Annotated in this window: 14 protein-coding genes; 5 read left to right on the top strand and 9 right to left on the bottom strand. The window is 60.0% G+C overall.

Features of this window, described 5'->3' with window-relative positions:
* Positions 1–113: 113 nt before the first annotated feature.
* A complete protein-coding gene (locus tag HZ994_03605) occupies positions 114–719 on the top strand; it encodes a CIA30 family protein (GenBank protein QTN31450.1) in 606 nt (201 codons plus the stop codon).
* A 43-nt stretch (positions 720–762) separates the two neighbouring features.
* On the opposite strand, the gene HZ994_03610 is transcribed toward HZ994_03605, so the two are convergent.
* From HZ994_03610 to HZ994_03620, 3 genes are read right to left on the bottom strand one after another with little or no spacing between them, the layout of a single operon-like run.
* Positions 763–3015, bottom strand: a complete 2253-nt coding sequence (locus HZ994_03610; GenBank protein ID QTN31451.1) for a hypothetical protein — start codon at positions 3013–3015, stop codon at positions 763–765.
* Between the two features lie 35 nt (positions 3016–3050).
* Positions 3051–3260: a hypothetical protein gene (locus tag HZ994_03615; protein QTN31452.1), complete on the bottom strand. Its 210-nt coding sequence runs from the start codon at positions 3258–3260 to the stop codon at positions 3051–3053.
* A 3-nt stretch (positions 3261–3263) separates the two neighbouring features.
* On the bottom strand, positions 3264–3440 hold the full coding sequence (locus HZ994_03620; protein QTN31453.1) for a hypothetical protein: 177 nt from the start codon (positions 3438–3440) through the stop codon (positions 3264–3266).
* Positions 3441–3617: 177 nt separating this feature from the next.
* On the opposite strand from HZ994_03620, the gene HZ994_03625 reads away from it, so the two are divergent.
* The 4 genes from HZ994_03625 (at position 3618) to HZ994_03640 (ending at position 7922) form a co-directional block, all read left to right on the top strand.
* Positions 3618–5777, top strand: coding sequence for a hypothetical protein (locus tag HZ994_03625; GenBank protein ID QTN31454.1), 2160 nt, complete (start codon positions 3618–3620; stop codon positions 5775–5777).
* Positions 5774–6397, top strand: a complete 624-nt coding sequence (locus HZ994_03630) for a response regulator transcription factor (GenBank protein QTN31455.1) — start codon at positions 5774–5776, stop codon at positions 6395–6397. The genes HZ994_03625 and HZ994_03630 overlap by 4 nt, the downstream gene beginning before the upstream one ends.
* 119 nt (positions 6398–6516) lie before the next feature.
* Complete coding sequence (locus tag HZ994_03635; GenBank protein QTN31456.1) at positions 6517–7554, top strand: HAD hydrolase-like protein; 1038 nt, start codon at positions 6517–6519, stop codon at positions 7552–7554.
* Positions 7551–7922 (top strand): dihydroneopterin aldolase, encoded by a 372-nt coding sequence (locus HZ994_03640; protein ID QTN31457.1) that lies wholly within the window; start codon positions 7551–7553, stop codon positions 7920–7922. The genes HZ994_03635 and HZ994_03640 overlap by 4 nt, the downstream gene beginning before the upstream one ends.
* A 20-nt stretch (positions 7923–7942) precedes the next feature.
* Here HZ994_03640 and HZ994_03645 read toward each other — a convergent pair whose 3' ends face one another.
* Genes HZ994_03645 through HZ994_03670 form a run of 6 tightly spaced genes read right to left on the bottom strand, consistent with a single transcriptional unit; the run spans position 7943 to position 13055 of the window.
* The gene (locus HZ994_03645) at positions 7943–8530 is read right to left on the bottom strand and encodes a hypothetical protein (GenBank protein ID QTN31458.1); all 588 of its coding nucleotides are present in this window, start codon (positions 8528–8530) and stop codon (positions 7943–7945) included.
* A 24-nt stretch (positions 8531–8554) separates the two neighbouring features.
* Positions 8555–9868, bottom strand: coding sequence for a hypothetical protein (locus HZ994_03650; protein QTN31459.1), 1314 nt, complete (start codon positions 9866–9868; stop codon positions 8555–8557).
* On the bottom strand, positions 9865–11385 hold the full coding sequence (locus HZ994_03655) for a tetratricopeptide repeat protein (GenBank protein QTN31460.1): 1521 nt from the start codon (positions 11383–11385) through the stop codon (positions 9865–9867). Before HZ994_03655 ends, HZ994_03650 begins: the two co-directional genes overlap by 4 nt.
* Positions 11382–12032: an energy transducer TonB gene (locus tag HZ994_03660; protein QTN31461.1), complete on the bottom strand. Its 651-nt coding sequence runs from the start codon at positions 12030–12032 to the stop codon at positions 11382–11384. Before HZ994_03660 ends, HZ994_03655 begins: the two co-directional genes overlap by 4 nt.
* Positions 12032–12439 (bottom strand): biopolymer transporter ExbD, encoded by a 408-nt coding sequence (locus tag HZ994_03665; GenBank protein ID QTN31462.1) that lies wholly within the window; start codon positions 12437–12439, stop codon positions 12032–12034. The genes HZ994_03660 and HZ994_03665 overlap by 1 nt, the downstream gene beginning before the upstream one ends.
* A gap of 7 nt (positions 12440–12446) precedes the next feature.
* Positions 12447–13055, bottom strand: a complete 609-nt coding sequence (locus tag HZ994_03670) for a MotA/TolQ/ExbB proton channel family protein (protein ID QTN31463.1) — start codon at positions 13053–13055, stop codon at positions 12447–12449.
* Between the last annotated feature and the right edge of the window lie 3 nt (positions 13056–13058).

The raw sequence follows: 13058 nt of genomic DNA on the forward strand, positions 1-13058 counted from the left end.
CCCTCCCCGCTGCCCTAGGCGTACAGGAGCGGGGGCGGTCGCTACTGCAAACGGGTAACGAATGATCAAAATGAAATTTGTGATCAGCCGGGTTGATGACATGTTGGGCACACATGAAAAAGATCCGGATCCCCGGCACATCCCCGGGAATATGTTTTTCGCTGTCGCTCGCTCTTTGCGCTTCTGCGGAGGAGGTCAAATCCATTGCGGAGTTTTCCCGGAATGATTCGAAAGAACCCAGGTGGCGAATCGTCGATGATGGCGTAATGGGAGGCCTTTCCAAAGGCGAAATGGAGATCAGGGATGACGGCTCTCTGCATTTTAGCGGAAAACTGTCTTTGGAGAACAACGGCGGGTTTTCCTCGGTGCGTTCCGGCAATCTGAAACTCGATCTGAGCGCCGCAGAGGGAATCGTCCTCCGGGTCAAAGGGGATGGCCGGACTTATGAGGTGCATTTTTCCACGCCTGCACGTTGGCAAGGCAAGGGCATCACCTTTGCCGCTATGCTGCCCACGGCAAAAGGCCAATGGAGGGAAGTGCGAATTCCGTTTTCCGCGTTCAAGGGCGATTACCGGGGCAAGCGGCTGAAGGATGGGGATATCAGATTCAACCCCGCAAATGTGCAGGGAATCACCCTCGAATTGGTGGACAAAAAAGCCGGTGTATTCGAACTGGAGGTTGATTGGATCCGAACGTACGGCAGCAGCAAATCCGGCTGAAATAGGTGGCCTCCGTCCGAAGCCTGATGTGCCTTCGGCCTATTCAGCGCGTTGCCTCAAGCCGCCAGAATGCTTTCGCGGCAGCCTGGATGGATGGGAGGGTGTAGTGGCGTTGGATGGTGAAATCGCCGTCGTCGATGATAGGCCCATAGGCGTTCATGCTTCCGCTGCCATCGGTGAAATTCGGGAAGTTCACCGTGGCGGCCGTGGCTAGCGTGAGTCCCTTGGTGTTTTTCGGGAGCCGGATTTCCACCACGTAATATGTCTGCGCGGGGTCGAGGCCAGCGGCAGCGATGGAATTGATCGCCGCCCCCGTGAGCGGCTGTTCCGAACCCACGAATGACACACCGGAGGTCGCGCTGCCTGGATCTGATCCATAGAGATATTCAAGAAGGTTGGGAACCCCATCCTTGTCGAAATCCCCGTCATCGGTTTGCTGGTCGGGGGGTATGCCGGCGGATGTGTAGAAATTGGTGATCGCAACGGCGACCCCGGGCTGCGAAACGGTCGTCGTAAGGATCGCCGTGGTGACAGTGGCGCTCGGCACCCTGCGTGTTAGAGCCCCGATCGCATGCAATCTCCCGTTGGCAAGAGAGCGGGCGGCGGTGAAAGTCCCCGTGAAATCCGTCAGCGGGACGAAGGTCGCATCCGCCGCACCATTCTCGGATAATCTTACGGTGCCCCCTGATCCGCATACCACAATGTTGTCGTCCGGCTGTATCTCGATGTCGGTGATCGATGAGGAAAAAGGAAGGCCTGCTGCGGCGAAGGTGCTGTCAGCCACCCCGTCGATGCCGATCCGTCCGATGCCCTGCGAACCGACCACATAGATTATCTTTCCGGAAGACTGCCATTTCAGCTGGGTTACATTCGTGGTGGTCACGACAGGCGGGAAAGAGGCGTCAACCGTGCCATCGGCCAACACCCTGAGGATCGCCCGGCTTGAACTGGCACCGGGGAGTCGGAACAACCCGCCCATGAGGGTCGAGCCATCCGCCAATGCCAGCATGGATGTGACGACCGCGGTTCCGACAGTCGGGACGGTGAAATTCGAAACCAAGTTGCCATTTTGGGAGAAAATCGATCCTCCGCTTGCAGCACCCCAGGCAATGATCGTCCCGTCAGGCCTTTCGGCAAACACCGTGGTATTTGCGAAACTCACATCCAGTGTGCCATTGAGGAAATAACGCTCCGTGTAATTCTCCGTGGTGAATCTGTCGATCTCATCCCAGGTATCCCCACGCGTCGTCGAGAACCGGAGATCCTGGTTACCGAAAACCGCCGGAGTCGTTACCAGCAGCGAGCCATTTCCACGGATCTGTGAAAGGATGCCGAGGAAAGGACGCCGCTCCCAAGTCTCCCCATTGTCATCGCTGACATAGGTGCCATCAGTGACAGTCGTGGGACCCGATGCGGCCACCATCACCCGCCCGTCCTGCTCGAAGAGACGGGTCAATCCGGTGAGAGGCGCTGTTTTCCGGGGCCATGTCAGGCCCTGGTCGGTTGATGTGAAAACACCACCATCGGAGGGGTGCTGCACTGTCAGGAAAACCTTCCCGTTCCTCACCAGAACGGATGTCGCGTTTGCGAATTGGCCGCTGCCTCCCGTCCCTTGCGTGGGCAGGCCGACGCGCCTTTCCTCCCATGCCAGCCCGTCCGCCGAGTAATAGCAGCCCGCGAAATTACTAGCTTCGTAGTAGCTACCTGTCGCCGCATCATAGGCCACATCGTCCACCGAGTCCGTGAAAACCGTATCCGGCAGGTTCACCTGGGAGGCCTGCGTCCAGACCGTCTGGCCGGCGGACAGGCGGTGCAGCGGGGTGTAGTTCTCCGTGTTGGAAGCCGCATTCCTCGCATCGCCGACATAAATGAAACTGTTCGCGTTTTTCACGAAACGCAACGGGCTTATCGAGAGATCATAGGCACTTGTCCCAGAAACGCCGCTGATCGCAGAGAACGTGTCTCCCCGGTTCGTCGAGCGGTAAACGCCCGTCTGGCCCAGCACATATAGCTCGTTTCCAAAATGGAGCAGCGAAGCTTGGTCCGCAGAAGACGGCACACCAGGCAGGTTCACCGTGAAATCCTGCCACCCCTCAGGCGTTCCCGTCACCCTCGCGGCGACAGTCGCCCCCCGGCTCCCAAGGCTCCCGGAAGCATTGGTGATCAGAACCCAATAGGTGCTCGGCGGATCCGCAGCAACCACCGTAAGGCTAGGAGTGGTCGCCGAAGCGACAGGTTGGGTGAGATCCCCGGGATGCCCCCGATACCACTGGAAGGCCTGCCCAGCGCCACTCACACCCACAGTCAGTGTAGCTCTGCCTCCGGCATCCCTCACCGCTCCCTGCGGCTGCGATGTGATCGTGAAATCACCCGCTCCATTCCGAAGCCCGGCTGCGCGAATGTGAACGCAGATGAGGAGATCCCGTTCTGCGTGGAAGCCGCAAATGTCTGGTTCCCAGTGAGGGTAAGCTTGATCACCCCGGATTCTCCATTCCCCAAAATCCCCGCATGGACGGCCGCCGTAGCGATCGTCGAATTCACCCACTAGCGATCCGTACCCCAGACGAGACCTGAAGTCGATCCCGTGAGCTCGAAGTAGAACGGCCCGCCCGACAATCCGTTTGCAGTGGACGGGGCAGGCTCCGGGGTGACACCTGGCGGGAGGGATGAAAAAGCAAGCGGCGCAGACAGCAATGCAAAGATGCAAAAAATGGATTTCATGTTGGGAGGGGCGGTTCTGTTAGTCCGAAGTGGCGGAAAGTGGGGGAAAGCGGCATCTTTCACAACCACGGCCGCATGGACACTAACAGGATCGCCGGGCGCCTGTATCCTCTGAACAGGGGATTTTACAAGTGGGGTGGAACATCATAGAACCGGTCGGGGCATAACGCTCCCAACATGCCGCATTCATTCAAGCTCTCTCCCATCACCGTCCTAGCCGCCGCAGTTGGAATCGGGCTTGCGGTGTGTGCGACGGTTGTATGGCTCGCCCAACATCAGCCGTGGCTGGGGATCAAGCTGGCTCCGACAGCAGATGGCAGGGGGGCGGTGGTAGTCTCTTCCGAGGGGCCGGGGTCGGCGCTTCCCGCAGGCACTGTTGTGTTAGAGCTTTCGGATTCAGCGGACTCCATGGTATTGGAGAAACTGGATCTTGTGGTAGAGCCGGACGGAATGATGGGCGATTACGGCACATACCGGAGATTCCTGGACAGGCAGGAGCGTCTGGCGGGGATCCAACACTCTGAAAAAGTCGTTTTCACCGATGATCGTGGGCGTCGTTATGAGGTTTCACCGGATCAGGATGGGCGGCCGCTGACATCACAGCCGCCGGATTTCTGGGTTCAGATCGCGGTGGGCTTGATCGCCTGGTTGGTCTCCGCAGCGGTGTTTGCCTTCCTTCCAAGGGAGGCGAGCGCGCGCTATCTGCTGCTGAGCGGGGCGGCCACCCTATTGTTCGCGCCGGCGGGCGCGGTTTACACCACCCGCGAGTTGGCGGTGCCGGGAACCATGCTCCAATGGGCGAGTGATTTGAATTTCCTGGGTGGCAGTTTGTTCGCCGCGAGTTTCGTGGCCTTGCTTTTGCATTATCCGCGGCGCCTCGCACCGGCATGGGTGGGCCTGGGCGTGGTCGCGCTCTACATCGCATGGTTTGTGATGCAGCAGGTGGGGGTTTTCGAATCGATGACCTTCGCCCGGCGTTTCCTGGTGATGCTGGGGGTGCTCACTACTTTCGCCCTGGCAGCGGTGCATTGGTACCTTACGAGGCGCGATCCGGTGGCCCGGGCGGCCCTGCAATGGTTCCTGCTCTCCTGGATGCTGGGAACGTGCTTGTTCGCCTTGTTCATCCTGCTGCCCCAGACTTTCGGGGTGGATACCTCGCCGCTGCAGGGCTACGCTTTTCTGCTTTTCCTGCTGGTGTATGGCGGACTGGCATTCGGCATCCTGCGCTACCGCCTGTTCGAGCTTGGTGAATGGTGGCGGCGCATCGTCTGGTGGACCCTATCCGTGCTCTTGCTGATCTCGCTGGATCTGATGTTCCTGTTCGGATTCCATTTTCACTCCGGACTTTCACTTGCCCTGACGCTGGTCATCTGCGGGGTGGTCTGGCTACCGCTGCGTGGGTGGGTCTGGGGATGGATGAGGGGAAAACCTGCTCTTAGCCACGAGGATTTGTTCGGGCGCATCATCGATGTGGCACTTGCCCCTCCGACCCACGGCGGTAGGTGCGCGGGCTGGCAGGAGTTGCTGAAAGCCACGTTCGACCCGCTAAACATGCGGGCGGATGAGGATGTCCCGCGGGAGGTGACGATCGAGCAGGATGGGCTGATGCTAAGGGTTCCCGCCGTGGGCGATCTTCCAGGCCAGACCATGGAGTTTGCCGGTGGTGGGCGGCGCTTGTTTTCCAAGGCTGATGACACCCTCGCCACCGGCATGGTTTCCATGCTGAGCCATGCCATGGAAAGCCATGCCGCCTACGAGAAGGGTGTGGCAGAGGAGCGGAGCCGGATCGCCCGCGACCTTCACGACAACTTCGGCGCCCAGCTGCTTGCGGCTCTCCACAGCCGTGACACGGAACGAAAAGACACCACGATCCGGGATGCCCTGGCCGATCTCCGCGACATGATCAACAACCAATCGGCCGCCGCACCTTCCTTCGACGAGGCGCTTGCAGAGCTGCGCATGGAAACATCCGAGCGCCTTGCAGCCACAGGTGTCACACTGCACTGGAGCAGTGATGCGGATGATTCCGAAGGGCTTGGTTTCCTGCCCGTGCATACCCTTCGCTCGATGATACGGGAGGCGGTCAGCAATGTGATCAAGCACTCCCTCGCCACCAAGGTGAGCGTGAAGATAGCGCTGCATGGGGGATGGGTTTCCCTGCAGATCGCCGACAATGGCATGGGATTCGATGCCACGGTCCCGGCATCCGGCAACGGCCTCGCCAACATGCGCGCGAGGCTCGAACCACTTCGCGGCAGTCTTGAGATCAGGCATGACCAGGGTGGAACACTTCTCGCCATGCGCTTCCCAACCCCAGGAAAAAAAAGTTTGAAATGAAAGACGTGCTGATTGTGGAAGACATCCCGGAGACACGCCGCTGGCTGGCGGATGTGGTGCATTGCGCGTTTCCCGAGTGCAGGATCCGCGAGGCGGCTAGCGTGGCTGCCGGGCTGGAGGCGGAAACCGGGATGGATCTGGCGTTAATCGATCTCGGATTGCCCGACGGCTCCGGCCTCACGATACTGCGCCATCTGCGGGAGCATTCCCCGCAGACGCTATGCGTCATCACGACTGTGGTTGGTGACGACGCACACATCGTGGCAGCCCTGTCTGCGGGAGCCCAAGGTTACCTCCTGAAGGAGCAACCGGCAGAGCAACTCAGCCGCCAACTCATCCAGCTCAACGAGGGAGTCCCAGCGCTCTCGCCCTCTGTCGCGAGGCGTATCATGGAGCATTTCCGGCTCACGGGCCCGGTGGCGGATTGCGATTCCGCGCTCACCGAGCGGGAAAAGGAAACCTTGGCCCTCATCGCTCGCGGATGCCGGAACAGTGACGCGGCAGTGGCCCTGGGCATCGCCGAGTCCACGGTGGCAAGCCATATCAAGGCGACCTACCGGAAACTGGGGATTTCCTCCCGCGCCGAGGCGTCTTGGCACGCGACGCGCCTCGGGCTTTGAGCTGATTGGAATTCACGCTGCGGAGAACGCGGCTCCGGGAAAAGAGCGAACCCGCGAGGCGGTGGCGGGCTCAGGCTTGTCATTCTCATGTGGGAAACCTACCTTGCGTTTACAGAACGATGTTCAAGAATCTCATATTCGACTGGTCCGGGACTTTGGTGGACGACATGGGGCCTGTGATCGAGGCGACGAATGCGGTGCTGGGGAAATACGGGATCGCGCCCTATGACAGGGAGGGATTCCGGCGCAGTTTCCGGCTGCCTTACCGGGAGTTCTACGCGGAGGTTCTGCCAGGTATCGCATTGGAGGATCTGGAAGCGCATTTCCGCCCGGCCTTCGAAGGAGCGGAGAGCCTCGTGACGGTGCTGCCGCATGCCCGCGAGAAGCTGGAATGGGCGAAGTCGCGGGGCCTGCGGATGTTCGTGCTGACCTCGATGGATGCAGACGCATTCCTCAGGCAACTCGTGGATTTCGGGATGAAGGATTTCTTTGAGGAGACTTACGCGGGCGTGCTGGACAAGCGCGAGGTGATCGCGGAGATCCTGGAGACGCACTGTCTGCTCAAGGATGAAACGGCCTTTGTGGGCGACATGACACACGATGTGGAAACGGCGAAGCATGGCGGGATTTCCTCCATCGCCGTGCTGACGGGATATCATCATGCGGAGGTGCTGGCGGGTGTCCGCCCGGATATCACCGTGCCGGATCTCGGGGTGCTGGTGAAGATGTTCGACAAGCGGAAAGCGGACAGGCCGGTGGCCACAGTCGGGGCGCTGATCCATGATGGCGCGGGGAAAATCCTGATGATACGCACCCACAAGTGGAGCAACAAATGGGGCATACCCGGCGGGAAGATCGAACGTGGGGAGACCTGCGAGGATGCCTTGCGGAGGGAAATGATGGAGGAGACCGCGCTGGAAATTTCCGACATTCGTTTCGTCATGGTACAGGAAAGCATAGACTCGCCGCAGTTCATCCGCCCCGAGCATTTCCTGCTGATCAACTACATCGCGAAAGCGGATTCGCACGAAGTGACGCTAAACGACGAGGCTGAGGAGTATGCATGGGTCACGCCAGATGACGCTTTCAGGCTGGATTTGAACAAGGCGACGAAAATCCTTTTGGAAAAGGTGCTGGAAGAGAAACTGCTCGCATGAAAGCCGATGAGATCGAGATCCGCCGCCTGGAGGTTGAGACCCACATCGGCGTTCCGGATGAGGAGCGGGCGGTCGCACAAAGGCTGTGGGTCAGTGTTTGGATGCGTCCCGGACAAGGCTTCCGGGGGCTGCAGGACAAGGTTGAGAACACGGTCGATTATTACGGGGTCTCGCTTGGGATCGTGGCGCTCGCGGTCGCGAGACCACGGAATCTGATAGAAACGCTTGCCACGGATGTTGCCGAGTTTCTCCTCTCCACCTATCCGCTGGAATCCGTGGATGTGAAGGTGGAGAAGAAAATCCTGCCGAATGCGGATTTCGTGGCGGTGAAGATCTCAAGGTGCGGAGGCCGCTATTCCGCCAGATAGGGATCCGGAGTTGGCTGGGGCTACCGGGCGCTTTTCAGCATAAGGTTCACGTTGTGGCGGAGGCCGGCGGCGAGGTTTGCGCTTTTCGCGTTCTTGTTGCTGAAGCGGCTGAGGAGGTCGCGCTTCTCGGCGTCCTTGCCCTCGGAAACCTTGCGCATCTCCACATCGAAGCGGCTGAAAAGATCGAAGATCAGTTCCTCGGTGGCATCGAAGCGCGGCACCTTGGGCGCTGGCTGACCTTCCACCATAACCGGCTGGGCTGGCGGCTCCGGGCGCCTGACCATTCCGGTGTCTATCGTTTTCCTGCCTACCGTGGAGCGGAGCTGCGCGCTGAGCAGCATGCCGCCGGAGCTGAATGTCATGTCGATGTGCGAGACAGCGCCGTTGTCACCGAAAAGGACGAGATCCACCTGGGTGGAAACGAAGATCCCGCCGCCGGGCGTGTCCGTGATGGTGGGCTTATGGGTGCGGTAGGTGGCGTCCGTGAAATCATAAAGCGCCGTGCCGTTTTTCTTCCAGCCGTTCAGGCTCTGGCCGAAGCCTTCGGTATCGAACCCTGCGGCGAAGGCAGGTGTGATGAGTGCGAGTGCGAGGAGGGTTGCTTTCATGTCGTTTGCATTTTTGGTTAGATTTCAGAAGGAGATGGAGGCGCCGGACTGCCATGTGAAGGAATCGGTGTTGAAGCCCGCACCGGCATCGTCTGTGATGATCCCGTATTCGAGGCCGTTTCGGATCACCAGGCTGTCCTTGTAGAGGTGGAGGTTCGCTCCGAGGTAGAGGGAGTGGTACTCGTTGCCTATGAAAAGAGGTGAGCTGTCGTAGAGAAGATCGCCGGAATTCCCCGGAGCGAAGACGAGCGCCCCCGGATCGTCCGATCCCGCGTAGTGATAGCGGCCGACGAGATTGAGCGTGCCGGGGATTGCCCAATAGGTGGCTCCGGCGGTCAGCCCCCAGGCGGTGGTGTCCCCCCTTGCGAGCTGGAAATCCCCGATGAATGAGTGGCGATCCGAGTCGATGCGGACACCGGTGGAGAAGAGATGTCGGTAGGAGGGGTTCTGGACGATGAGCTGGTTGCCGTTCGCGGAGCGTTTCCCGGCGATTTCGTAACCCATCGGGTTGGAACGTCCCGCATCGAAGTTATGGATGTAGTCGGCATGCCAGCGGACTTTTGAAAGCGTGTCGCCGGATTTTTCCACGAAGCTGCGGGAGATGCTGAGGTTCAGGAAGCCATCGCCTCGGATGGATGGGATGTTCGGGTCGAAATCCCCGGAAAACCAGCCGATGTCGTAGTCGAAATTTTGCCCTGCGCGGTGGAAGCTGACACCGAGGGAACTGGCGGGCGAGATCAGGTTCGTGAGCATGCTGCGACCCGGGTATGGGGAAAGCTGCGGCTCGGTGCGGGACTCGGTGCCGAAGTTCGGGCGGAATTTCCCGTAGGTGACACCGGTCGTATCCGAGAACCGGGTGTATGCCTTGAGACGCTCGATGCCCCGGTAATCGGAATCGCCGGCGAATTCTCCGACCGCCTCGATCTCGGTGTTGTTGAAGGCGCGGAAGCGCGCGCCAAGCCTCGCGCGACGGGTGCGGGTGCCATCGAGATCAGTGTCCCTCGCGGGGATGGCGCCGGATGGATCTGTCTCCGCGCTTCCGAAACCGGATTGGAAATCGAAGTAACCGGAGATCGCGACCTGCTGGATCCATGGGTTTGCGGCGGAATCGTAGAGAACCGAGCGCGACCAGATGGCATCCAGCGGACTGGCCGCCCACTCCGGCTCCAGGTAGATCAGGTTCTCCACGCGCTCCTCACCAGCTTCCGCGCCTTCGCGGGTCTCGCGCGGTGGGAGCAGGATGCTGTTTGCATCCACCTTTCCCTCAAGCACATCCAGAGCCTCGTTCGCGGAGGCCAGCGATGCTGTTAGCAAAAGGAGCCTTGCGAGCCTCATCATTCCTGTTCCTCCTTCTTGGCCCTGTCCTCCTGCCTGTCGGCGGCGCGGCGGACGCGGGATGCATACTGCTCAAGGCTATCGCTTTTCTTGAGGGCAAGGGCGGCCTGCAGGTTCGGCAGCGCCTCCACATAGCGGCGCTCGCGGACGAGCATCTGGCCCAGCCCCAGGTTTGCGGGGTAGGCGACGGATTCGATGCGGGCGGCGAGCTGGTAGTTTGTCCTCGCTTCAACGACGAGTTCCGCGCGTTTTTCGCCGTCCTCTTCGTCACGGGAAATCAGGTCCTTGTGCCGCGCCAGCTCGAGCAGAACCTCGCCATTGGTCGGCTGCAGCGCGATGAGCTGGATGAGCAGGCCCTCGACCCGATCCGGCTGCCGCTTTGCCTGGGCGACGGATACCTCGGTCAGCATCAGGCTGACTTTTCCCTCCTCCGATATTTTCTCCCCGGCCTTCTTGCGCACTTGGGAGATGAAATCGTCCGCCTTGTCCGGGTAGCCGTAGTCGCTGAGGATTTTCGCGGATTTCAGGGTGCGGGGAATGTCGAGCTCATCCGATTTATCCATTGCGGCGAGGTAGGCGTAGAGAGCGAGCTGCGGCTCGTTGCGATCCATGTAGAGGTTGCCGAGGAGGTTGAGGTTCGATTCATCGGCGAGGCCTTTGAGGCGCAGCACCTCCAGGTTCACCGCAGCCTCATCCTTGCGCTCCATGGCGAGGAGGGCGTTGGTTTGCTGGAGCCAGAGCTGTTTTTCATTCGGGTTCTCCTCGATCAGGGAGCCGATCAGGCTGGATGCCTCGAGGAACTTGTCCTGCGCCATCAATGCCTGTGCGAGGCCGAGCTTCCAGTCGCGGGAATTCGGGTCAAGCAGGTATGCCTGGCGGTATGCGTTCTCGCTGGCGAGCGCGTTCTTTTTCTGAAGGTGACAATAGCCGAGCAGTCCGTAGGCGCGGCTGGAATTCTCGCCCAGCTCAATGGCCTTCTGGAGCATTGGCAGCGCTTCCTCCGTCATGTTCTTGGAAATGTAGAGGTAACCGAGGTTCGTGTAGGCGCGGCGGAAGCGCGGGAAGCGGCGTATCGCCTCTAGGAATGCGCGACTCGCCTCGTCGGTGCGATCCGCCTGGAAGTAGAGGTTGCCCAAGACGAAAACCATCGCCGGGCTGATCTCTCCCTTGGGCACCTCGGGATCGCTTGGGTTCTCAATGACCTGGATGAAGCGGACGATCTCCTGCTCCGCCTCGCGGAAACGACCGCCATCGAACATTTCACGCACCGTGACGAGCAGTGCCTGCTCCTCGTTGGAGACCTTCGGCTCCACATCGGAGAGGAATCCGTAGCTGCCGACGAAGTCTCGGACGAAGGTCGGGTCGCGGAAAAGGTTGGCCGGAGGGATGATACGCTCGGCATGGGAGACGATGGTGCTGAGGAAAATCGTAGGTAGTATGAACCGGAACATGGTAAGCGGGAGAGAGGAGAGGGGGATGCAAGCGGATAGGCGCAGATTTCCTGAAAGCTTTGTTTTCATCCTTTTTTGACTTCGAAATTGAATGGGACGAGGGCGACGGACTTGACCTTATTGCCGCCACGGGTGCCGGGCTTGAACTTCCAACGGTTGACCGCATTGATCGCCGCCTTGTCGAGATCGGGGTGGCCGGAGGACTGCTTGATCGAGGTTGCGATCACCTTGCCCGCCGCATCGATGGTGCAGGAAACGAGAACCCTGCCACCCTTGCCCTGGCTGAGGAGGGAACTGGGATAGGTGGGCGGGATCTTGCTGACAGGCTGCGGCGGCGCATCGAGATCGCCTCCGAAGGCGTCATCGCCGCCTTTCATCGAGAAATTCGGAATGTCCATCACGAACCCCCCGCCCGATCCGGCAGTCAGGTCTCCGAGATCGATGCCGAGATCGAGGTCGTTGGCTTCCTCCACCATTTCATCCGGCTCGGGTTCCTCCTCGATTTCCTCGGGCGGCTCTTCGGTTTCGAAATCCATTTCCTCCGGCGGCTCGACGACGATCTCCGGCGGCTCGCCCTGGTCGCGGTCGAGGAACTGGCTGAGCTTCTGGGAAAGCGGGATCGCCACAAAGACGGCAATGGTCGCCACAAAACCGCCGATCACGGCAAAGATGCCGGTGAACTTGCCTCTGGGCGGTCTGTAAACGTGGCGATCCATTATTTCGTGGAAACGGAGATCTTGTCTTTCATTGCACCGGCAAGGAGCGCCTGTCCGTGGACTTGCTGGACGATTCCGTGGGTGGATTCCTTGTCGCCCTGTATGATGACGGACATGTCAGGCGTCTCGGTGAGAAGGGGTTTGATTTTCCCGATCACGCCTTGAACGCCGACACTCTCGCCACCGTAGAAGACCTTGTCCTCGGCGGTGACAGCCAGCAGGATGGAGTTTTTTTCAAGCGCACTCGCCCCGCCGACATCCGGCTTGTTGACCTTCACCCCCGTTTCCTCGACGAATACGGTCGAGACGATGAAGAAAATGAGGAGGATGAACACGCAGTCTATCATCGAGGAGAGATCGACATTGACGGGTTCTTCGGCTTCGTCGCCTATGTTGCGGCCTAGCATGATATTGTTAGATTTTCGGTTCGCGCTGGAAGCGGGAGGTGAGAATGAGGCTTTCGAGTCGCTGGAGGGTCGCGGAGATGCGGTCGCGCTTCGACTTGATGATGAGGCCGAGGAAAAGCCCCGGCAGGGCGATGGTCAGGCCGGTCTGGGTGGTGATGAGCGCCTGCTGCATCCCGTCCGCCACCTTCTGCATACCGGCCGGTCCGGTTCCCTGGGAAAGGCCGGCGAACATTGCAAGCATCCCGGTGACGGTGCCTAACAGGCCGGCGAGCGGTGCGGCGGCGACAAGGGTGTTGATGACGAGCAGGCGGCGGTCGATGCTGGAAATGAGGTTCAGCCGCACCTCCTCAAAGCGCCGGCCCACGGTCTTGATTGTCAGCTTGGGGCCATGGAGAACGTAGGAAAGCGCCTCACCGATCCGCCCGCCCGCACTGTCCGGATTCTCGATCCACTCCGGCCATTTTTCCGAGTGCTTGTCGTTGAGGTTTCCGTGGTTCACATAGGCGAGGGCGGCGAAGCAGAAACCGTAAAGTATGCAGGCCACCCCGCCGAGCATGTACATGATTTCCCCGCCCGAGAGGAAGAGATCCAGACCGTCTTTGAAGATATCCGTCATGTG

The organism is Akkermansiaceae bacterium (assembly GCA_017798145.1).
Classification (GTDB): Bacteria; Verrucomicrobiota; Verrucomicrobiia; order Verrucomicrobiales; family Akkermansiaceae; genus Luteolibacter.

What these genes read in the sequence shown, in the direction of transcription:
- HZ994_03605 (QTN31450.1), top strand. Translation starts at nt 114, where the DNA reads ATGAAAAAGATCCGGATCCCCGGCACATCCCCGGGAATATGTTTTTCG.
- HZ994_03620 (QTN31453.1), bottom strand. Translation starts at nt 3,440, where the DNA reads ATGAAATCCATTTTTTGCATCTTTGCATTGCTGTCTGCGCCGCTTGCT.
- HZ994_03625 (QTN31454.1), top strand. Translation starts at nt 3,618, where the DNA reads ATGCCGCATTCATTCAAGCTCTCTCCCATCACCGTCCTAGCCGCCGCA.
- HZ994_03630 (QTN31455.1), top strand. Translation starts at nt 5,774, where the DNA reads ATGAAAGACGTGCTGATTGTGGAAGACATCCCGGAGACACGCCGCTGG.
- HZ994_03635 (QTN31456.1), top strand. Translation starts at nt 6,517, where the DNA reads ATGTTCAAGAATCTCATATTCGACTGGTCCGGGACTTTGGTGGACGAC.
- HZ994_03640 (QTN31457.1), top strand. Translation starts at nt 7,551, where the DNA reads ATGAAAGCCGATGAGATCGAGATCCGCCGCCTGGAGGTTGAGACCCAC.
- HZ994_03645 (QTN31458.1), bottom strand. Translation starts at nt 8,530, where the DNA reads ATGAAAGCAACCCTCCTCGCACTCGCACTCATCACACCTGCCTTCGCC.
- HZ994_03650 (QTN31459.1), bottom strand. Translation starts at nt 9,868, where the DNA reads ATGATGAGGCTCGCAAGGCTCCTTTTGCTAACAGCATCGCTGGCCTCC.
- HZ994_03655 (QTN31460.1), bottom strand. Translation starts at nt 11,385, where the DNA reads ATGAAAACAAAGCTTTCAGGAAATCTGCGCCTATCCGCTTGCATCCCC.
- HZ994_03660 (QTN31461.1), bottom strand. Translation starts at nt 12,032, where the DNA reads ATGGATCGCCACGTTTACAGACCGCCCAGAGGCAAGTTCACCGGCATC.
- HZ994_03665 (QTN31462.1), bottom strand. Translation starts at nt 12,439, where the DNA reads ATGCTAGGCCGCAACATAGGCGACGAAGCCGAAGAACCCGTCAATGTC.
- HZ994_03670 (QTN31463.1), bottom strand. Translation starts at nt 13,055, where the DNA reads ATGACGGATATCTTCAAAGACGGTCTGGATCTCTTCCTCTCGGGCGGG.